The organism is Oceanispirochaeta sp. M1 (genome assembly GCF_003346715.1).
Lineage (GTDB): Bacteria > Spirochaetota > Spirochaetia > DSM-2461 > DSM-2461 > Oceanispirochaeta.
The window spans coordinates 1-22,043 of the sequence record NZ_QQPQ01000057.1 but is presented as its reverse complement, the minus strand read 5'-3'; the positions used below and the strand labels follow the sequence as shown (position 1 = coordinate 22,043).

The window sequence follows — 22,043 nt, the reverse complement described above, 5'->3', positions numbered from 1 at the left end:
ATATTTGAGAAAATTCCACTGGCCAATACTAATCAGGATCTGGAACAATTGCTTCCATGGAACATTGATAAAGAAGAACTCATCCCATAGACGATCAGTCAACACGGGGAGATATTAGCGCTTACGTATATTGGGCATCTTTGTTTTGTTTCACCCCTACTTGTATATATTTTCTCGATAGTAAGGGCTTCGATCATAGTGATCGATCCTCCTGTGTCTCTTTCTCTTTTAGTTTAGGAAATACTCATTCCACAGGTAGAGGTCTTGTACGCTTGGTGTTTATTTTGATTTCATATTTCTATGGAATTAATATGGCAGAACTTTGATCTTTATGAATTGGAAATTTTGGGAATCAAGTGCTGTCAAATACATGAAGTATTGATGATTTTATGAATTAAATGTGAGCGCGTACATTTAAATTTGTTGTAAGAGAATATGTAATTGCATGTGCTGTAGTTGTTTATTATATTAAATATATTAATATTGACGGCTGATTTTTTTGATGATAGTGTTATATGAGAGCGAGATCATTGTAACGAGATGTAGGTAATTGAAGTTAAAATCAAGATGTTTTTGACTTAATTGATCGATAAGCTGGATTCGATAAGACTGTCTTTGCAGTATCTCTATTGATATCACTTGTGACGGTGACTGGCTAAATTGAAAAGACGATATAGGTAAATCTAATTTTATCAACGGAGGAAGCATGGATAAAAAGTGGTTAATTCCCCTTATCTTTTTTATTTTTTTTGTCGGGTGTCGTTTAGAACTCTCCCTGCCTCAAATTGGTGTAGTCGAAAATGAAAAAGCTCTTGCTGGTGTTCTGAGTGACACAAGCTCTGGAAGAGTGGTGTTCTCAGAGACCATTGATACTACTGTAAATTATATAGATTCTGTTGAAACTCAATTTTCTCAAATTAGAACATATGCAGATCACCTATCGGTATGGGAAAACGGAATGGTTGAGAACTATACTGGCCTTAACAGTCATTTTCAGGGCATTCAGAGATTGAAGTCAGGACAATTTATTGTTTTGTCGGGAGGTGATGTAAATATTCCATCATCAAATCTATTTATTGCCAGGCTGGGTTCACGATCTCCCCAGGGGAGATACCGCTCAAATATACTGCAAAATAATATGCCTGATTCTGATGATAAGATAGTGGCTGTCCTTTCTATAGATGATCAAATGTGGCATGCAGGAGGGATCAGTGTCTTAGGAGATGTTCTTGCTGTGCCGCTTGAAGATTCTGATTCAGGAAAAATAATCTTTTACGATGTGACAAATCCCGAAAATCCAGTACTTTTTGATCACTATATCGACAGGCCGACCTCCAAGTCAGGTGCGATTGCTCTAACGAAACTATCAAATGGAAGATTTCTATTGGCAGCATGGAGTGATAGTGACCAGCTGGAAAACCGTATCGATTTTTATTTATCTAATTCTACTGATTTTGATCGAGGATTTAGCAATGATAGTTATTCCACCTGGTTTCATACAGAGGTTCAGGCAGCTAATATACAGGATGCAAATTTCAGCAATTTCCAGACAATAAATTTTATAAACCAATCTGACGGAAAGCTTTTTCTTGCAGGTCTTCACAATACATCCGATGCAGCACCCATTATAAATGGAAGCGATTGGGTAGATTTATATACTGTTGATTTCATAAATGATGACTACCAGACCATCCCTGTGATTACGAAAGTAGCAAATAAACAGTTCTTCTGTGTAGACAACCATGGTAATTTTGATGCTGCAGGGGGTATTTATACTGATTCATTAGGCAGTCTGGGTGTTTATTCTGCCTATTTCTGGAAAGAAGATGATCAGATTCAATTCAGTGAATTCCGATGGGTGGATGACACAATTACTATAATAGATGATGGTTGGATTGAGCTCTATCGGGATAAGAACTTTAGAAATAGCAACATTATTATTGATTATGTAGATAGGAATCATCGCGATTACTCGGATTATAATACCATATCATTTGGAGACAGGGCTTCATCGGCTAAATGGTTGCTTCCGGTTGATTATCAATATCTCCTATTCGAGCATAGTAATTTTAAAGGAAAAATGAAGCAGCTTCTGGGGACAGGGGTGGTTACAGAAATTGATGATCTTGGAGATTTTTATTTTGGGGATATAACTTCATCATCCCATTATTGCCGAATTGTAATTGATGACATATCAGAATCATGGATTGATCTCTTTGAGCATGACACATTTGAAGGACGAAGATTATCCATAACAGCCGGAAGCGGTGGGATATTAGGAAACTATGACAACATTTCTGTTGAGGGTAGTTCTGGATTTAATGATAAGGTCTCATCAGTTAGATATCAGCTTCCAGAAGGTGTTGTTTACAAACTCTATCAGCATTCAAATTATGAAGGGAGCTATATAACTCTGACTGGCAATGGAGAAGTAGAAGAAATTTCTAATCTTAGAGATCTTAGTTTTAGTGATAAAACTTCATCATCAAAATTCAATTTATGAAAGGGAAAGACAATTCTCAAACAATCAAAAAGATTCATTTATTCTTTTAAGTTTACTGATCAAGATTGAGTTTTAATTATTCATATTAATGATTTAAATGAGAGCGCGAATATAATAAGATTTTATGACAAAATTTTTTTATATACTTACGTTGTAATTAATAATGCAATTATTTATGTCAATTGTTGACCAATTTTTTCTATGATGATACTATAAATGAGAGCGCGATCATTTTGTATTAAAGCTTATACACTAAAAGAAAATTAGCTAAATGAATTGGAAAAAAAAGAATCAATATTTGACATACATTTTTGACATGAAAAATCTAATCGATGAGGAGGAAAAGCTATCTAAGGAGACAGTGCATCAGATTGTCCGAAAATCTTTGAGGGAAAGAATTTCTGATGCCGTTTAATACCTACCGACAGAAATGCTGTGTGGGGGGCTATATTATCTGAAACAGCAGGAGTTGAAGATTTCATCATAGATTTATGTCGTCAGATTTGATGATACTTGCTTTACAGATTATCTATAGCCATCACTCAATACTGTGAGATAACCCGAGTATGAGGTCGGAAAATAACCGGTTTCATCATAAGGATATCCTGCAGAGAATCGTACTAAAAGGAGCTAATATTATTATGAGAAAACTATTTCTATGTCTGCTGGTTGCAGTCACATCAGCTGCCGTCTATGCCGCTGGAACTCAGGAAAAAGAAGGTGACAGTGTAGTGGTTTATGCTGCACTTGATGAAAAAACTGCAAACGATCTGTGTGCGGCATTTGAAGCGAAAACAGGTATTAAAGCTGAACTTGCTCTTCAGGTTGAACAAGCCGGGAGTATTACCGGACGAATCAAAACGGAAGCAAATGCTCCTCGAGCGGATGTTTTTATCGGGGGAAACAGTAATTATCATACTGATCTTGCCAATAACAACCTTCTGGAAGCCTACAGGTCGCCCATTATTGAAGAAGTGGGAATCTCTTCAGATTTCATGGATGCTACAAATTACTGGACAGGTTGGTATCTTGGTGCCCTCTGTATTATCTATAACACAGAGAGATATGAGAAAGAGATTTCTCCCCTGGGTATTGAACCTCCTTTAAAATGGAATGACCTCCTGAATCCCATCTATGAGGGGGAAGTCATTGCCTCAAACCCTGCTACTACCGGCGGTGCTTTTCTAATGATGGCAGCTCAGATCTTCAGATTGGGAAGTGAAGATAAGGGATTTGAGTTTATTGAACAGCTTCATCCGAATGTTGCCCAGTATACAAAAGGTGGAAATGGATCAATCCCTCTTGTTAGTCAGGGTGAAGCAATCGTTGGCTTTTCCTGGGGCCATGATACTTTGAAACAGCAGATCCAGGGTGACTTGCCTATCACTATAGTTTTTCCTGAGGATACAGGTTTTGAAATCGGTGCGGCATCAATCATTAAGGGAGCGTCAAACCTTGAAAATGCTCAGAAGTTTATCGACTTCCTTCTTTCTGCAGAAGCTGGAAAAATTAATGCAACGAACGGTTACCGATACCCAGTAAGAACAGGAGTTGAACTACCTCAGGGTGTCCCTGCATTCGAAACACTCAATTTTGCTGAATGGGATCTTGAGATGGCTGCTTTTAATACTGATGCATGGAAGAAAAAATGGGCTTCTATCACAGGTAAATAGTTATATCCGCAGGGGGAGTTCTCCCCCTGCCTCTTTTATACTTTTACGGAGTTTATTTTAATGAAAAAAATTTTTAAAGATCCAATTTTGTTGTCTATGTTTGTCTTTATTTCTATCTCATTGTCTGTCTTTGTGATCTATCCACTAGTGAATGTATTTATATTTCCTGATGTCAAGGATTATCTGAAGGTATTTGCAGATATGAGATACAGGAAAGCGGCTTTAAACAGCCTGTTAGTGATGATTCTATCGACATCTACGGCAACATTATTTGGATTCATCTATGCGTATGGCATTGTTAAGACCGATATTCCATTTAAGAGATTCTTTAAGATAGTATCTATACTACCTCTTTTTTCACCCCCTTTTATGGTTGCATTTAGTTACCTGATGCTTTTCGGAAAAAATGGGCTTATTACCTATGGACTCTTCGGAATGAGATTATCCATACTTGGTTGGCATGGTTTATGGTTGGCACAGACCATTGCCTTTTTTCCTGTTGCTGCAATGTCTATTGAGGGTGTTCTGAGGTCTATCTCTCCAAGCATCGAGTATGCCGGTAGAAATCTCGGAGCTGATGGTTTTAAACTTTTTAGAACAATCACATTACCTCTTTCAACACCGGGAATTGCTGGTGCTGCTCTTCTAGTTTCAATTTTGGTGCTTGCAGACTTTGGCAATCCCATTATGATTTCCGGTGATTTTTCGGTACTTGCAACTGAAGCCTGGATGAGGGTCGAAGGATGGGGTGATGTAGCAGGAGCCGCAGTAATTTCGGTGATGCTTCTAATACCGTCGATTCTGATCTTCAGTTTTCAACGATTTTGGGTTCAGAGAAGATCTTATGTCACAATAACTGGGAAAATCGTGAATATTAAACAGAAACCTACTATATGGTATGCAAAAATTCTATTTTTAATATTCTGTTCATTCATTGCCATAATGATATTGCTTGTCTATATAGGAATTATTCTTGGTGCCTTTGTCAAAGGATGGGGATACGACTGGACATTAACTATGAAGTGGTTTTTGGATGTATTTCATAGGGGGCGAGAGCTCTTCAACAGTATCACATATGCAATTACCGCAGGTTGTCTCAGTGCGCTTTTTGCTATTATATCTGCCTATCTTGTCAGTAGAAATAAGGGAATTGTAACAAAATTTATAGATTTTGCTGCCATATTGCCGGCAGCGCTCCCTGGTATCTTTATTGGTATCGGCTACTCGATATCTTTTACCAGAGCACCTATTGATATGTATGGAACAGCGGCAATTGTAATCCTTGCAATGATCTTCTGGAACATCTCAATGGGATATCAGACAGGGCTCAATTCTTTTAAACAGATTTCTATCTCTCTTAGTGAAGCAGCTTCAAATCTTGGCGCAAATCAGTTCAAAATATTCTGGCAGATTGAGGCTCCTCTTGTAAAAAGTTCATTTATATCGGCTTTTATTGTTTCTTTTATCAGGTCAATTACAACCTTGAGTGTAATCGTATTTCTTGCGACATCAAAAAATAAAGTTTCAACATTTACAATTATGAACTTTGTCAGTGACGGCTATTTTGGAAAAGCAGCAGCTTTAACTACTGTTCTTCTGGCATTATCGCTTCTCGTTCTTGGTGCTGGGCAGAAAATTGCCGGTAAAAAAATTAACCTTTTTGATTAAATATTGGAGTTAAAAAAATGATTGATAAACATCTTGTGATAAATAAACTATATAAGAGCTTTGGTAAAACAGAAGTGCTTAATGATATAAATTTGGAAATTGAGAAGGGGCTATTTACCACTTTTCTCGGACCGTCAGGTTGCGGGAAAACAACATTGTTGCGAACAATAGCTGGCTTTTATGATGTTCAGAAAGGTGCCGTTTATATCGGGGGGAATCTGATTAACGATGTACCGACACATCTCAGGAATACAACAATGGTCTTTCAGGATTATGCTCTTTTTCCCCATATGAGTGTACGGGATAATATCTGTTACGGCCTCAAAATTAAAAAAATGAAGGAAAGCCAGATAAAATCGCAACTTAAAAAAACCGTCTCCTATCTAGATATTGAAAGTCTTCTTGATAGGTTTCCTTCGCAGTTGTCTGGTGGGCAACAACAGCGGGTTGCACTTGCAAGAGCTCTGGTCATGGAACCGGACGTTCTACTTTTAGATGAACCCCTCTCTAATCTCGATGCAAAACTCAGAATGACAATAAGGGCGGAATTGAGACAGCTTCAGAAAAAATTAGGAATAACTACGATCTATGTTACACATGACCAGGGGGAAGCTCTTGCTCTATCAGATAAGATTGCAGTCATGAATAAAGGAAAGATTCTGCAGTATGGTACATCACAGGAAATATATTTTACACCTACTGATGAGTTCACTGCAAAGTTTATAGGTACGACTAACATCCTTATTGGTTCTGTTTCCCAGGAGGGTAAAAAAGCCATGTTCAGGAAAGATGAGTATCACATTGAAATTTCAGATAAATATAAACCAGGCTCGGGGAAATTGTGTATCAGACCTGAAATGGTCAGTATCAGTGAACAGGATGAGGGTAAAGTAAATACATTTAAAGGTGAAATCATTCATTATATTTTTGAAGGGGCCTACATTCGCTACTGGATCAAATCCCTGGGTATTACCTTTATTGTCGATCAATATAATCCAGGATATCAGGGAATCCTTGAGGGAGAAATCTTTATATCTCTGGACCCGCATAAGCTCCATGTACTGCAGGAAAATAAAGCTTGAATCTATGATGGAAGTCCGGGGTGCAATGTGAATAATCCCGGTCATATCTCTGTTTTGTTTAATTAAAGAAGTAGTATATGAAGCTAGAATTTTTAAATCTTCATACTTTTAAATCTGGGGAGCTATTCGATAGCTACCCCTGGTTTGGAATGCTGAAGGAATTAATTGAGAATGATTCTCATCACTTATATGACAGTGTTTTCAACCATACCGTGAATGTTACTTTAAGTGTTGAATCTCTAATCTCTGATAATCAGATCTATTCTGAATATTTCAACAGAAAAGTTCACAGGAATTCCAGGAAAAGACTTCTTGTAATTTCTGCGCTTTTTCATGATAGCGGAAAAAGTAGAACCTATTCAGCTGTAGAAAATCAAACTTTCTGCAGGGGACACGAAGAAGTAAGTTGTGTCATAGCCAATGATATTTTAGATAAAATTGATATGTCTGAAACTGAGAAAAGCTATATTAGCAATATTATCAAATATCACGGAAAACTGTTTCCAATTCTGGAAGTAGACAATAAAAGTCTTGAGCAGGATTTCTGTAAAATTGAAGATGATTTGGACTGTTTTCCCGATCTCTACCTTTTTGTTTTAGCTGATATTAATGGTTCTCAGTTAAAAGATAAGAATCCCGTTAAATACAAATTTATAACGGATTATATCCGTTCAAGACTAACTAAACAAATTTTAAAATTAAATTCAGGAGTATTGAAACATGTTTGATATTGTGATGATTGGGCATCTAACAAAAGATATATTTAAAGTAAAAAAATGTGAACATACAATGCCAGGTGGTGCTGTTTACTATTCTTCAATTTCCGCGACTTCAAGCGGAGCTAAAGTTATGGTAATTACCAGGATTGCTTTAGAGGACACCGAGTCATTGTCTGAAATGATAAAAAAGGGTGTTTCTGTCTCCAATCTTGGTTCAAAGAAGACAGTCACCATGAATCTGGATTATTCAGATGATATGGAAACCAGAGAAATCACCGTTTCTGATCTTGCAGACCCTTTTTTATTGGAAGACGTCAAAGGAATTAATGGTACCATTTTCCATCTTGCAGGTCTAATCAGAGGAGACTTCCCCGATATTATGATCAGTCACCTTGCATCAAGTGGCCATGTCGCTCTTGATGTTCAATCTGTTCTTCGATGTGAGAAAGATACAATCCTTTCATTTAGGGACTGGCCAGAAAAAGAAAAATACATGCCCTATATCACTTATTTGAAGACTGATGCAGCAGAAGCGGAAATTCTTACAGGAACAACTGACCGGTTTGAAGCCGCAAAAATTCTGTATGGTTGGGGAGCAAAAGAGGTCCTCATTACACATATGTCTGAACTCATAGTTTATGACGGTAATTTTCATAGGTTTCCATTTACCATGAAAAGCATGGTGGGAAGATCCGGTCGAGGTGATACTTGTTTTGCTGCATATCTTTCATGGAGGTTAAAGCACAATGTAAATGAGTCGGCAGAGTACGCTGCCGCTTTAACCAGTCTGAAAATGGAGAAATCAGGTGCCTATCAGGGAACTTTTCAAGATGTACAAAGGAGTATAAATCCAGGTTCTTGATTTAATAAAAGGAGTGTTTCTGTGAGTATCTGGAATATCTTTTCTTTATTTGGCGGCTTGGCTATATTCCTTTTTGGGATGATGGAAATGAATAAGCATTTGACTGACCATACTGTTCATCATCTGGTCGGTGTGGATGGTATACGTCATCTGGATTCATTACTGAATATATTGTCAACCTTGACGAACAACCGTTGCAACTTCTTGATCATGCACAACTAGAAAGGCCTATCAGGAAATCAGGTTAAGATCATAAAATTGACTATGAATACAAACGAAGAGGTTCTGCGATTATTTTTGTGCTGTCGAACCTAAAGCTGGTAGATATTTTGTCTATGTATCGAAGCAATAAAAAAGGAAAAGACTATGCAAAAGTTATCTATAGAATGGTCAGAATTTATCCGTGGACCAAAACATCCATTTGCTTATGGACATGTATTACACTCATTCCATGAAATCAATGAGCAGATGATATGGAGAAGAGGAAGAGCGAGAGATTTGTGGACACTTTGCTGTTCATTACACTCCTAAATATGCCAGTTATTTGGATTAAGCTGAAATTGAAATTGTAATTAAGAGTAGGCAGTGTCTGGGAGTAAAGATATTTCCCAATAATGAAATATAGATAAAAATGTAAATACTTGGAAAAAAGAATGTTCAGTTCTATTGGAAATTCTCCTTCCAGAAGGTAAAAATGAAGTTCCAGCTGAATGATTAAAATTCAGCTGGTCATGGCACTAGTTGTTTCCTCGGAATTCAGACGGAAAACACTAATGCTCTGTTCACCCAGAATGTTCAGATATTTATCCTCTTCTTCCGATGTGCATGTAATAATGCGGACATTTTTTCCGGACCTTGTAGCTGCAATGGAAGAATAGATGACAGGTCAACATCTAAAATGCTATTCATTAACTTTATATATTGTGATATTTCTAGAAATATGACCTAAAAGTGTTCTATCAAATTTTATTTGTTACTCCTGCTTCTATTCATTTCTGAGACTCAATAGTTTCTGCCATGAGATCGGTCATTGACCGGTCTTCATTCTGCATTCTCCATCTAAGGAGTTTCCTGCTGTACTCCCACATGAGGGGAATCATTTTTTCCTGTTCAGAAAGGTTTTCCAGTTCTCCGGGATCTGTCTGAAGATCGAAGAATAATGGCCGATAATCGGGATCGGCAAACTCAACATATTTATAATTCCGGTCTTTTACTATCCAGAGAAGTCTTTTCTCATCTCCCGTTACCAGTTTTAATGGTTCACTGTAATCAAATTCACTGAAAACACTCTTATTACGTGGCTCACCACAGGTTCCGTCGAGATAGGAAATCAGGCTTCTCCCCTGTACTCTGGCGGGTATTTTCATTCCAAGTATATCGAGAAGAGTTGGGACAATATCCACAGAAGATACCAGGTCGTTGACGATGGTGTTTCTGGAGCACTGAAATTCTCCGGAAGGATCACGGATTATAAGAGGGACTTGTAATGCACTGTCAAAATAATGCCCTTTATCATTCATCCAGTGGTCTCCGTTATAGGCACCGTGATCGGAAGTGAAAATTATCAAGGTATTGGCCCATTGATCTGTTTCCTTTAAAGTTTCAAAGAGACGATTTAGATTATCATCAACTTCACTGACCATTCCGTGATACAGAGCCCTCTGCTCTTTCCAGTAAGGATTTACTTCTTCATTATCCTGCTTCATCATTTTTCTTAGATAGGGATGACCATGAGATAACTCCTCCTCACTGCGGAAGGGGGGGACCATCTCCTGCGGATCATATTTATCATGGTATGGCTCGGGACATATTTCCGGCGCATGGGGTTTGTATATATTAAGGTTTAAGGTCCATGCTTCCCCACTGCTATTCCGCTTGACAAAATCTATAGCCCGATCGGTGATAAAGAAAGTCTCACTCTCTTCTCTTTCATAAACTGCGGGATAGGTTCTCTCCCATCGGTCTCCCGATCCTTCAGAAGGGACACACCACGCCCTGAGTCCCTTTTTACTTAAATCGTCTCTCCCGTATCCCCGGGATACCAGATATTCTTCATATTCAGGGCTATAGGACTCGTGATAAAGTTCAGTATCAAAACCGGGCAGTGTATTGTGATAGGAAAATGTAAAACGCCTTTCATCATCTTCCGGCAGGATTGAAGGGTCAATCGAATAGTCGTGATTTCCTATAAGCACCGGTCGCCGTCCCGTTTCCCTTAACCAGGCCCCCCAGTTCTCCCCGGCTTTTACAAGGGGAACTTCATTTCTGATAGATCTGTTGCGGTGCAGATAAGTTCCCGTCATCAGACATGCTCGGCTGGGACCGCAGGGTGATGCCTGAATTGTGCAGGATTTGAATAAAACACCTTCTGCAGCCAATCCGTCTAATGCGGGAGTCTCAACAAACCTGTTCCCGTAACAGGACAGAGCATCTGCCCGTAACTGGTCGACAATAATAAAAAGGATATTTTTATCTCTATTCATAAGCATTCATCTTTTTTCCCGTCGCCACTTTCTCCTGTCGGGGAGAGCGTTTTATATCTATGAAAATTGCCGCGGCACCGATACAGGCGCTGAAACACCAGATCAACAGCATGGAATTCCAACCAAAGGTCTGAACAACGAGGCCTGTAATCACAGAAGCGGCTCCGGCAGCAAGATAGGAGGAGAAATCCAGAAATCCAGCAATTGTTGAAACAGCTCCGATCCGGGCATAATTCATGGGGATGACTCCTAGCAAAAGAGTATTTGCCCCGTACATGAAAGCCGATGTCAGTGCCAGAAAGACCAGTCCGAAATAGAGGGAACTGCGCCCGACCAGGATAAGAGATGTGAGAGAAATAATCGTCAATGTAAGGAGCAGAAGTATCGCCTTCCTTTCACTGTTCTCCAACAGGGAATTCAACCAGGAAGCGAGAAACATTCCCCCCAGATTGGTCAGAGGAATAATCAGAATTGCTTTAACTGTCGTTTCCATCGACAGATCCCATTGCTCGAGAATGAATGTAGGCCCCCATAAACTGATTCCGTCTTTAATAATTCCCTGGGCGAAACAGGCCAGTACAATTAAACCCAACCGGGACTTCAACAGAAGGGGAATAAAAGAATCTTTCCGAGAATCCTCCTGTCGGGCCACATGTGTATTGGGACTGACCAGCCCTAGATCTTCAGGTCTCTCACGAAGAAATATCAGCCAGACAAGTGAAAAGCAGCCTATTACAATACCCGGAACCAGAAATGCACTTCTCCATCCCGAAGTCGCAACCAGATGTCCCGACAAGCCCCATGCGAGGAGAAATCCCCCAACCATGGAAGTGGACACCCCTATGGCTACAGCGGCTCTTTTCTTATAGGAGAACCAATGAGAGAGAGTTTTGATGATAGGTCCCCAGAGCATGGATTGAAAATACCCGTTTATTCCCCAGAGCAGCAGCATGAGGGGAACCGAACCTGCCAGTCCGAAGAAGATATTGGCCAGGGCGGTGACGAACAGTCCGGCGAAAATGAAAGGACGGGAGGGAAAACTATCACCGAGCCTTCCGTTTACCAGCTGTCCCGTGCCGTAAATCCAGAAGAAAATTGTTCCTATCAGACCAAGACCGGCTTTCGACAAACCCAGATCGCTTTCAATATCTGGTAGTGCAACTGATAGATTGACACGGCCGAAATAGATTAAGGCATAAGCGAGCCAGCAGAGAGTAAATGTAATGAACTGCCTGCGGACCAGCGATGATATTCTAACCATAAAATAGCTCCTTTCCATCATGACGGAGAATATTATACTTCTTGATCTTATTACCTATCTTCCAACTAACGGGTGTTGTAGAGGCTGTCCAGTTAAGCGGTTCTGCAGGCTCCTGTATTTGAGCTGCCTTACTGAAGGCTTTTTTTAGGTCTCTTCTAATTTCCGCAGTCAGCGATTTTGGATCGGCAGAAACGAAGAGAGGAGTTCCGCTGTCTGCTAGAAGACGGAGCCATTCTCTGTTTAGTTCCCAGGGTATCTGTCCGTCAATTCCGACGCAGTCGGCATCAATATGGTAAAATGTGCTGTGCTGTCCCATTCGGTGAGATAAGGCATTTATTCCATACCTGCGAGTCTTTTCCCATGAGAAACTGCTTGTATCTTCACCTGTACGCTGTATGGGAATAATACCTGCGGCAAGATGTGTTAGAGTATTGCACCCTATGACCAGAGCTTTACCTGCAGCGTCGCCGATAGCAGAATAAAAATTCTTGACAATCTCCGCCGTTGTCAGCGTCCTATCAGCAAATGGGACTGATGGCTCATCCAAAACAGAACCAGTTAGAGATCCGATGGTATTTGCCATATCTAGAGATCTTTTATTAAAATGAGTCAAACGATTTCCAAACTGATTTCCATAGGTGCCGAAGATATCTCTTGTAGAAAAATCATGTTTTATCATCTGGAAACCCCAGTTATCTGTCAGCCGGCCTGTATCATCGGCTATATGCTGAAGAACTTCTGGAATACTAGGATCGAGCTGATATCCCCCCTGAGGTTCATAAAATCTCCGCCAGGAAAAAGGTAACTTTTCTACAGTCTGTAATGGACGGAACCATATACCGGGACGAACTCCTTCTGATTTCATGTTCTCTGCAAGAGTATGCATCTCGGGGAAAAAATTATTCCCCCGGTCCCATGGTCCGCCATTATAATCACCATAATAACTACAGGACTGCCAGCCGTTATCTATAACCATATAGGGTCTGTTCTCTGATTCACTTAATTGAGAAATCACAGTGGAGTCATGTAGGATTTCTTCTCTGCTCGATGTTATCCCATATGTGTAATACCAGTTATTGCCTCCATAAATAGCATGATCGGGGAGCTTGGGATCACAACAGAGCATTTCGCAAAAATTTCTATGTGCTCTATATGATGAAATCCCATCTCTTCCGGCCATGACTTTTATCACTGCAGCTTCCAGTTTCCGGTTTCCGAGAAGAACCGGTTCTGTTCCGTTGCGGACATCCAGAAACAGGGAAACACCCTCTTCATCAACCCGCCAGAAACACATAGCGGAAGGACCGGTTTCGACACCGATACCATGGGTAATACCCGATGATAGAACAAGAAAATACCATGGGAGATTTTTTTCGGGACGAATACCGGCCCATTCAAGATCACCATAAGAACGTTCCCACTGATCGCCTAAAACAAGACTTCCGGGAGAATGCTCTCCATTCCATCTCAAATAAACTCGTTTTAAACCTTTATTGCCAGTCTGAAGCAATAACCTAGAACTGTTGTTTTTTTCACTAATAGTTAGAGAGCTATCACCGGCAATCCACTCGTTATTATTATTCTCTGCAGATAACCACTCTTCATCTTCCTGGATTCTTACTGAGTCAGGGCAGCTTAATATTTTCAGATAATTCATCATGGATAAAACCTAGTTATTTTCTATTAACTGACCTAGAGATAGTTGTGAGGTTAATATGGATATATGTGTTCTATTTATCCAGTGAGCTTGGAATTACTCACGTACATCCATAGGAAACAACAATTATCCTTCTCGTTCATTCGGGATTATTGAAGTATAGTTCCTTATGAACCTCCAAAAAATAAAAGTATATCAATTCTGGATTCTCTCTTATCTGTTAACACTGCTTCTCCCTTTAATATTATTATTCTTTTCATTCATTACGAGTGAGATCTACTGGAGAAAAGATGTAAAAGAGTTCTATTATACTGCAGGAAAGACCTTTTCAAAAATGTCCGATGAAATGTTCAGAAAAATTGATATGTTTGAGCTTGAATTAGGTTGGGATTCAAGGGCGACAAAACTGAGTAATTCTTCTGAATGGAATACAGAAAATATATATGAATCTCTGGAACTGCAGGGATTATTAAAAAATAGCTTAATCACACGGTCTTTTCTTATTGGTATCGCAATCCATTTTCCGGAACATGAGAAAGTACTGACAGATAAAGGCCTTTATAATGAATGGGAGTTTACCAGGTTATACCCCCTGCTGGATAAAGAGAATACATCTTTTTTTTTGAACAATCTGAATATGAATGAAGGGGGACGAAAACTTTTCAGGTTATCGTCAACTTCGGGAAATACAGTTTCTCCCCTTGTTCTTGTTCTTGTTCGAGGATTTCCTTTAAATAATAAAAGTAAGCCGAACATGGTTATTATCAGCTTTTTAAATGAGGATCTATGGAAGGATACATTCCTTAATCAAATACCTGGAAATCCTTTTTCAGGAGAATTCCGGCTAAGCGATAATAATGAGGTGCTACTTTCTTTCTCAACAAATAAGATCCCCGGTAAATTGTCAAAGGTCTTGGAATTTCCATCTACGGTTCTACCGGGATATTATAAGTACAGATTTCCCACTCTGAGTAATTATGGTAACTACAAATGGGCTAGAATAATTGGTATCATCGCGTTTTTTATTAGCTTAACAAGCGGATTGCTTTTTGTTAGATTCTTTATAAAGAGGAATCTCAATCAATTTCAGCCGATTTTGTCAATGATATCACCGGCTGAACAACTTCCTGCAGAAATAGAATCTACAATCAGAAATCTCTTAGAAAAAGAAAAAACTTTAACCGGGCAATTAGATAAACAGAATATTCTGGATTACCTTTGCGCCAATAGTTCTGAATTACCACCAGATGTGCAGAATCTATTGCTATATAAATATTATCTGGTCATTATATGGCCCGGAATAAAGCCTATTGATATTTCAAATATAGAAAAAGATAGAATAATCATTTGGAATCATTACAATGGCAGAGAATCTATGCTTCTCTGGAATGGAAATGCCGAAGAAATAATCACCGATAAGGATATACTGACAAAATTCTTTACAGGAATGAACAGACCTTTTGGAATCAGTTCTTCTGTCGATTCTTTTAAAATGTTGCCTGATGCGAAAAGAGAAGCAGAAAATCAAATGGAATATTATCGATTCTTCAATTACAGAGATACAAGTCCAGAAATGGCATTCTCTAAATTAAAATCACCAATATTACTTTTAAACATATGGCGGCATACTAAATCGGGAGAGTGGAGTTCTGCAAGAAAAGATACTGCTGATTATATCGAAAAAATCAAAGAGGAACATCTAAATACAGAAATTGCATATCTGCAGGTATATGCTTTATTCTCCACTATCGTTGATGCTTTAGGTCAATTGAAAAATAGTAATTATAGGGACTTCTATAATAAAATACTCAATTTACCGGCAGAATTCGAAGAAAATAAAATCTTGTCTATGGTCGATAAGCGTCTTTCGATTCTTTTTAAGGAGCTGGAACAAAATTATATAGAGGAAGAGGGGCAATCCGGACCATGGACAATTAAAGTGATGGATTATATGAAAAGTCATTTCTCAGATATAAACCTTTCAGTACAATCAATGGCCGAAGACCTTGAGACTACGTCATCATATCTATCATCAATATTCCGCAAAGAATCAAATTCAGGTCTACTTGATTATATTCATATGGAACGCCTTAAACAAAGTATTCCACTATTGAATGACAAGAAAAAAAAATTAAAACAAATTGCAAAAGCAGTTGGTTTTGCCAGTTCAAATGCCTATATCCGTTCATTCAGAAAATATACTGGCCTGACACCTGGGGCATTCAGGTCTCTTTCTGGAGATGAAAAATGGGCGATAAACAAAAAAATGGAAGATTCTCCTCCTTTTAACAGCTGATAAGAGCTGTTTTACAGATAAGTTTATTCAAAATAAAAAGACTTCCAATAATTAGCTATATTTTCCTGAGTCTCCTCCATCCATATTTAGGACAAAATATAAGGAGGATCTTCATATGAAAAAGATCATTACATTGGGAATCTTATTTACCATGGCATTCAGTTCACTTTATGCATCAGGAGAACAGGATTCAAAATCTGAGGAAAAAATCAGTATTACCTATGCTTTCTGGAGTGCAGATCAGGAACCGGCCATGGAGGCTATCAGAGATGAGTTTCAAAAGGAAAATCCAAACATTGAAGTAACCTTTGAAATTACTCCATGGGGTGAGTACTGGACCAAACTAGAAGCTTCTGCAATGGGTGGCGCCATGCCCGATGTATTCTGGATGCATGCAAACCGGTTTGCCAATTATGTGACTAATGATGTTCTGATGGATCTGAGCAAACTGAATGTTGATTTTAACGATTACAAAGATGAAATACTTGGACTGTATGCATACAAGAATGGCTACTATGCAGTTCCCAAGGATTTTGATGTTGTAGGTCTTTTCTACAATAAAGATCTCTTTGACAATGCCGGATTGACATATCCCAATGAATCATGGACATGGGACAATCTGGTTTCCTCAGCCAAAATTCTTAATAATCCCGAAGACGGTGTTTTCGGATTCGCCGCTCCCGATACAAACCACCAGGGTTATTTCAGTGTTATCTATCAGAATGAAGGTTCTGTCTTGAATAGAGAAGCCGGAGTTTCGCATATGGGTGACAAGGCAACAATTGAAGCAGTTCAATTCTGGAGAGATTTCATTGAAAAACATGAAGTTTCCCCGACACAGGAGCAGCTTGCCGATACTGATGCACAAACTCTTTTCACTTCAGGAAAAGTGGCTATGTTATTTCTCGGTTCATGGAAACTCGGCGGTCTCTCAGCAAATGAACAGATTAAAGATAAATTTGATGTCGCTGTTCTGCCGAAGGGAAAAACAGAAGCCACAATTATGAACGGACTGGGATATTCAGGTTCTGCAGCTACAGAACATCCCGAAGCGGTAAAAGCTTTTATTTCATTTCTGGGTTCTGAAAGAGCAGCCGTACTTCAGGGTGAATACGGTGCTGCAATACCGGCTTTCAAAGGTCAGGAGACATCTTGGCTACAGACTTTTCCCCAGTACAATGTCTCCAGTTTTCTGGAAATGGCGGGATACGGAATAGCCCTGCCGACATCACTTTCAAAATCTAAATGGGAGCCTGTTATGGAATCCTACATGAGAAAAGCTCAGGCCGGGCAGATATCAATAGAGAAAGCCTGTCAGGCAATAGCAGAAGAAATGAATGTTTATCTGAGTCAGGAATAATCATTCTATAAATCAGGGAATACTCCTCTCGGAGATTTCCTTTTGCAGCCGGAATAGCTCATTCCGGCTGATTTATTGATAAAGGAATTCTAATGAAGAATAAAGACTGGATATGGGGTTATCTATTAATATTACCCACCGTTGCCGGTTTAATAATACTGAATATCTACCCGATTGGTAGAACGTTTTTTATGAGTTTTACTCAATCTTCTGGATTTGGAAAATTCAAATGGATCGGGTTGGCAAATTACAAAAGATTGGCAGGTGATACATTAGTGTGGGAGTCTGTCGGAAATACGCTGCTTTTCACGGTTATTTACGTTTCAATAGGCTTAGTACTTGGAGTTATTATTGCTGGTTTGATAATTTCAGTAAAAAGAGGTCAGAAAATATTCAGAACAATTTATTTTATACCTCTTGTTGTAGCACCTGCTGCAGTTGCAATCCTGTGGCGCTGGTTATTCAATGCCGATTATGGATTAATCAATTATCTTTTCTCACTTATTAATATTGCAGGTCCCCGCTGGCTGACAACACCGGGTTTGTCAATTACCTCGATTTCAATGGTAGCTATATGGAGTGAACTAGGATACAGCATGGTAATTCTGATGGCCGGTTTACAGGATATTCCAGAATCATATTATGAAGCTGCACATATTGATGGAGCATCGGAAGTCAGGAAGTTTATATCAATTTCTCTCCCCCTTTTAACTCCCTCTCTATTCTTTTTAATGGTAACCAACATCATGAAAGCAGTTAAGCAATTTGACCTGGTATATATGATGATCGATAAAATGAATCCTGCACTGGAAAAGACACAGACACTACTCTACTTATTTTATGGATTTGCCTTTGAGCGCAATGAGAAAGGATATGCCTCATCAATTGTATTACTAGCTTTTATCATAATAATGATTATTACATTTTTACAATTCCAGGCACAGAAAAGGTGGGTTCATTATGAATAAAGCTCTAACTAAATCACATAAATCGGCCATTATTGTTCTCTCGATCGGCGCCGTAGTAATGGTGTTTCCATTCATATGGATGATATTGAGTTCATTAAAATCTTATGGTGAGGCAATCAGTATTCCCTTAACGATAATCCCCAATGTCTGGAGATTTGATAATTATTTAAAAGCAATGAAATTATTGCCCTTTTCCTATTTGTATTTCAATACAGCCATGATGATTCTCGGCCGATGTCTTTTTGCGTATTTTCTTTGTTCCATGGCGGGATACTCATTTGCAAGAATTAAATACCCGGGAAGGAATTTCTTATTCAGCCTTGTACTGATCCAAATGATGGTTCCATCACAGGTATTTATCATTCCACAATATCTGATGGTATTAAAGCTGAATTGGATTAATACAATTCCCGCTTTAATTTTCCCCGGATTTGTGAGTGCTTTCGGAACATTTCTGTTGCGTCAGTTCTATATGACAGCGCCATCTTCTCTGGAGGAAGCAGCTATTATTGACGGTGCAAACAGATGGAAGATATACTGGCACATAATGCTGCCTCTCGCAAAAAACTCACTTATGGCTCTCAGCATTTTTACGGCACTTTTTGCCTGGAAGGATCTGATGTGGCCCATAATAGTTAATACATCAATAGGAAAACTGACTCTCTCCGCCGGTTTAGCAAATCTGCAGGGGCAATATGATACAAATATACCGGTAGTGCTCGCGGGCAGCGTAATTGCAACTCTTCCGATGATAGTGATATTTTTATCTTTTCAACAGCATTTTGTTCAGGGAATAGCTTTCACCGGAACCAAGGAGTAAAATTCTTTGAAACCTGCATACTTTATTTCTATTGTATTTCTGACATTCATTCTTTCGGGCTGCAGAGAAATTGTAGAAGATGAGACCGTCCCGCTGACCTACTGGGTGGAACTTCATCCCGAAGCTGCTAAAATAATGAAAAGTTATAATGAAAATGAAGCCTATAAAGCCATGCAGGAAAAATTGGAAATACCTGTACATTTTATCCATCCTCCCCTGAAGCAGAAAAAGGAACAGTTCAAGCTTCTTCTGACATCGGAAAATCTTCCCGATATAATTGGTAGTATAGATCATCTCGGAGGGTATCCGGGGGGACCGGATAAAGCCATTTCCGATGGAGTTTTTATCAGATTGAACGAATTGATTGAGGCATATGCGCCCAACTATCAGAAAATACTGGAAGAAAATCCTGAATTTAAAAAAACTGTAATGACTCCCGAAGGTAATATCTATTCTTTTAATATGACTATGATAGACCCTTCTTCTCCCTGGCAGGGGATGGTTATCAGGAGTGATTGGCTCAACCTTCTCAACCATACCGTTCCGGAGACTATAAGTGAATGGGAGACTGTACTTACAGATTTCAAAGAGAAACTCAATGTTGAAATTCCACTGAATGTTCAATTCGATAATGCTCTGTTTCGTTCCCAGGTTTTCCTGGGAGCATGGGATACGGGATTCGGCTGGCTGAACAGGAAGGGAGAGGCGCGCTGGGGACCCGCAACGGCTGAGTATAAAGAGTTTCTGAAGACATTTAAAAGGTGGTATGAAAAAGGATTGCTTGATCCGGAATTTGCAATTCGTCATGATGACAGCATCGAGAGATCAATGATTACAGGCAGAATGGGAGCATGCAATGTTTATTACGCCTGGTTTGATACATTTTTGAAATCAAATGAAGACGATTCTCGCTACAATCTATCCGGCACTCCCTATCCGGTCCTGTACAAAGGTCAGTCTTTACACTTAAGCCATAATCTGCCCCAAAACCAGAATAATAACACTGTTATAACTTCATCCTGTGAAAATGTTGAAGAAGCCGTTCGCTTTCTCGATTACGGCTATAGCAGGGAGGGATCATATTTACTGACTTACGGTCTAGAAAATGTCAGTTATGATATTGTAGAAGGTTTCCCCTACTATAGCGAGCTGATGCTGAATAACAGTGATGATATTCCCTATAACACGATTCAATATAAATATGTAATGAATCACGGACCTTTTCTTGTCGATGGGTACAAGGATAATGCTAAAAAAATGCCCGAACAGATAACAAAAGCCCAGGATCTCTGGTCAAAATCCGGGAATGACTGGGTATGGCCAAATATAATTTACAGTAAAGAAGAGGCTGAAGTTATCTCGAAGCTGGAGAAAGAGATCGAATCCTACTCTCTGGAAATGACAATCAAATTCATTATGGGACTTGAACCTCTGGAAAACTGGGAAGACTACCAGAATCATTTGTTTAAATCGGGATTGGACGAATTATTGTACACACAACAGAATGCTCTAGACAGGTTTCTGGATTCTTAATGTCTTTTTTTCCTGAACTCTGTCGGAGTATTTCCGGTATATTTTTTAAAATTCCTGCTGAAATGGAGTGGATCTTTAAATCCTACGGAACGGGCTACGATTTCAATGCTGTACGAAGTGGATATTAAGAGATCCATTGCTTTGCTCATTCTGTACTTCTGCAGATAATCTCTTGGATTTTTACCCATTTTATTTTTGAACAAATTGGAAAAATAACTGCGTTCGAGACATACATCGGATACAATATCCGAGACTCCAATAGGTTGTGTATAATTTTTTTCGATAAACAGAAGCGATTTCCGTATATGGTCATCTATGTCGGTAGGATTGTCCGACGTGGCAAATCTTTCAAGCTCACCTATTATCTTTAAAAGATTTCCCATAATACGCCATTGGGAACCCGGGTAATTATTCTGGTTCTCAATAATTTCATCGATATAATAGAATGCCCGACAGCTCTCGTCGAAGGTCAGTACCGGTGAATCTGCTGTCAGTCCCCAGCTGGAAAAAGTATTCATAAGATCGGGACCATTAAAACCAATCCAGGAATAACTCCATGGATTCTTCTCATCAGCCTTATAGCCGGCCGGAGAATTGGGGAATATAATAAAACACTGACCTTCGGAAATTGTATAGGTTTTTCTTTCTGTCTGGAAAACGCCGCATCCCTTTATAACAAAATGAATCAGAAAATGGTCCCTTGTCATAAGGCCTACCTCATGGCCGGGCCTGCAATTCTGTTTCTTACAGTAATACACATTATAGGGCTTACTAATCATATGGAAATAATAACACGATCTTAAAAACTGGAAAATACCGATTTAAACATTGACCTGCGCTATGGATTTTTGCTCTGATCAAAAAAAGTGATTTCTAGAAGACATAGACATAAATTGAGAGATGGTAGAAGCCATAATGATTTCTGGATTCTCTCATCTTTTCCTGACAAGCTCATTTTCTAAAAATGACGTAAATCATTACTGGTAAACTGGCTACCCCGATCCGTATTAAATATCTTAGGAACTCCAAATTGTTTTTTGCAAGTGAAAATTCCCCATTATTGCAATTATTTTTCCCCACTAACCAGTGGGGAATTTCATGTGCAATTTAGTCAGAAATTTACCTCCTTAATATGCTTATGAACAGCCTTCCTGACCT

Annotated in this window: 15 protein-coding genes; 11 read left to right on the top strand and 4 right to left on the bottom strand. The window is 39.1% G+C overall.

The window, feature by feature from the left end; translation table 11 throughout:
- Positions 1-1,138: 1,138 nt before the first annotated feature.
- The 6 genes from DV872_RS23620 (at position 1,139) to DV872_RS23595 (ending at position 8,507) form a co-directional block, all read left to right on the top strand.
- Positions 1,139-2,503: a hypothetical protein gene (locus DV872_RS23620; protein WP_147283256.1), complete on the top strand. Its 1,365-nt coding sequence runs from the start codon at positions 1,139-1,141 to the stop codon at positions 2,501-2,503.
- Between the two features lie 641 nt (positions 2,504-3,144).
- Positions 3,145-4,176, top strand: a complete 1,032-nt coding sequence (locus DV872_RS23615) for an ABC transporter substrate-binding protein (RefSeq protein WP_158547152.1) — start codon at positions 3,145-3,147, stop codon at positions 4,174-4,176.
- 60 nt (positions 4,177-4,236) lie between these two features.
- Positions 4,237-5,844 (top strand): iron ABC transporter permease, encoded by a 1,608-nt coding sequence (locus DV872_RS23610; RefSeq protein WP_114632435.1) that lies wholly within the window; start codon positions 4,237-4,239, stop codon positions 5,842-5,844.
- A gap of 17 nt (positions 5,845-5,861) precedes the next feature.
- Positions 5,862-6,926 carry an ABC transporter ATP-binding protein gene (locus DV872_RS23605; RefSeq protein WP_114632434.1) on the top strand — a complete coding sequence of 355 codons (1,065 nt, stop codon included), beginning with the start codon at positions 5,862-5,864 and terminating at the stop codon, positions 6,924-6,926.
- Between the two features lie 77 nt (positions 6,927-7,003).
- Entirely contained in the window at positions 7,004-7,654 is a 651-nt protein-coding gene (locus DV872_RS23600) for an HD domain-containing protein (protein WP_114632433.1), read from the top strand.
- On the top strand, positions 7,647-8,507 hold the full coding sequence (locus tag DV872_RS23595; protein ID WP_114632432.1) for a PfkB family carbohydrate kinase: 861 nt from the start codon (positions 7,647-7,649) through the stop codon (positions 8,505-8,507). The genes DV872_RS23600 and DV872_RS23595 overlap by 8 nt, the downstream gene beginning before the upstream one ends.
- Positions 8,508-9,496: 989 nt before the next feature.
- Here DV872_RS23595 and DV872_RS23585 read toward each other — a convergent pair.
- The 3 genes from DV872_RS23585 to DV872_RS23575 are packed head-to-tail and all read right to left on the bottom strand — an operon-like array spanning position 9,497 to position 13,911.
- On the bottom strand, positions 9,497-10,990 hold the full coding sequence (locus DV872_RS23585; RefSeq protein WP_158547151.1) for a sulfatase-like hydrolase/transferase: 1,494 nt from the start codon (positions 10,988-10,990) through the stop codon (positions 9,497-9,499).
- A complete protein-coding gene (locus tag DV872_RS23580) occupies positions 10,983-12,251 on the bottom strand; it encodes an MFS transporter (RefSeq protein ID WP_158547150.1) in 1,269 nt (422 codons plus the stop codon). The genes DV872_RS23585 and DV872_RS23580 overlap by 8 nt, the downstream gene beginning before the upstream one ends.
- Positions 12,244-13,911 carry a hypothetical protein gene (locus DV872_RS23575; RefSeq protein ID WP_114632429.1) on the bottom strand — a complete coding sequence of 556 codons (1,668 nt, stop codon included), beginning with the start codon at positions 13,909-13,911 and terminating at the stop codon, positions 12,244-12,246. The genes DV872_RS23580 and DV872_RS23575 overlap by 8 nt, the downstream gene beginning before the upstream one ends.
- Positions 13,912-14,545: 634 nt before the next feature.
- On the opposite strand from DV872_RS23575, the gene DV872_RS23570 reads away from it, so the two are divergent.
- The 5 genes from DV872_RS23570 to DV872_RS23550 all read left to right on the top strand — a co-directional run bounded on the left by DV872_RS23570 (position 14,546) and on the right by DV872_RS23550 (position 20,885).
- Positions 14,546-16,204 (top strand): helix-turn-helix transcriptional regulator, encoded by a 1,659-nt coding sequence (locus tag DV872_RS23570; RefSeq protein ID WP_158547149.1) that lies wholly within the window; start codon positions 14,546-14,548, stop codon positions 16,202-16,204.
- 115 nt (positions 16,205-16,319) lie between these two features.
- A complete protein-coding gene (locus DV872_RS23565; RefSeq protein WP_114632427.1) occupies positions 16,320-17,564 on the top strand; it encodes a sugar ABC transporter substrate-binding protein in 1,245 nt (414 codons plus the stop codon).
- 92 nt (positions 17,565-17,656) lie between these two features.
- Positions 17,657-18,532 (top strand): carbohydrate ABC transporter permease, encoded by an 876-nt coding sequence (locus DV872_RS23560; protein WP_114632426.1) that lies wholly within the window; start codon positions 17,657-17,659, stop codon positions 18,530-18,532.
- Positions 18,525-19,352, top strand: a complete 828-nt coding sequence (locus DV872_RS23555; protein ID WP_114632425.1) for a carbohydrate ABC transporter permease — start codon at positions 18,525-18,527, stop codon at positions 19,350-19,352. Before DV872_RS23560 ends, DV872_RS23555 begins: the two co-directional genes overlap by 8 nt.
- A 6-nt stretch (positions 19,353-19,358) precedes the next feature.
- Complete coding sequence (locus DV872_RS23550; protein ID WP_114632424.1) at positions 19,359-20,885, top strand: hypothetical protein; 1,527 nt, start codon at positions 19,359-19,361, stop codon at positions 20,883-20,885.
- Here the strand turns inward: DV872_RS23550 and DV872_RS23545 are convergent.
- Entirely contained in the window at positions 20,882-21,664 is a 783-nt protein-coding gene (locus DV872_RS23545) for an AraC family transcriptional regulator (RefSeq protein ID WP_114632423.1), read from the bottom strand. The two genes, DV872_RS23550 and DV872_RS23545, sit on opposite strands and share 4 nt — an antisense overlap.
- Between the last annotated feature and the right edge of the window lie 379 nt (positions 21,665-22,043).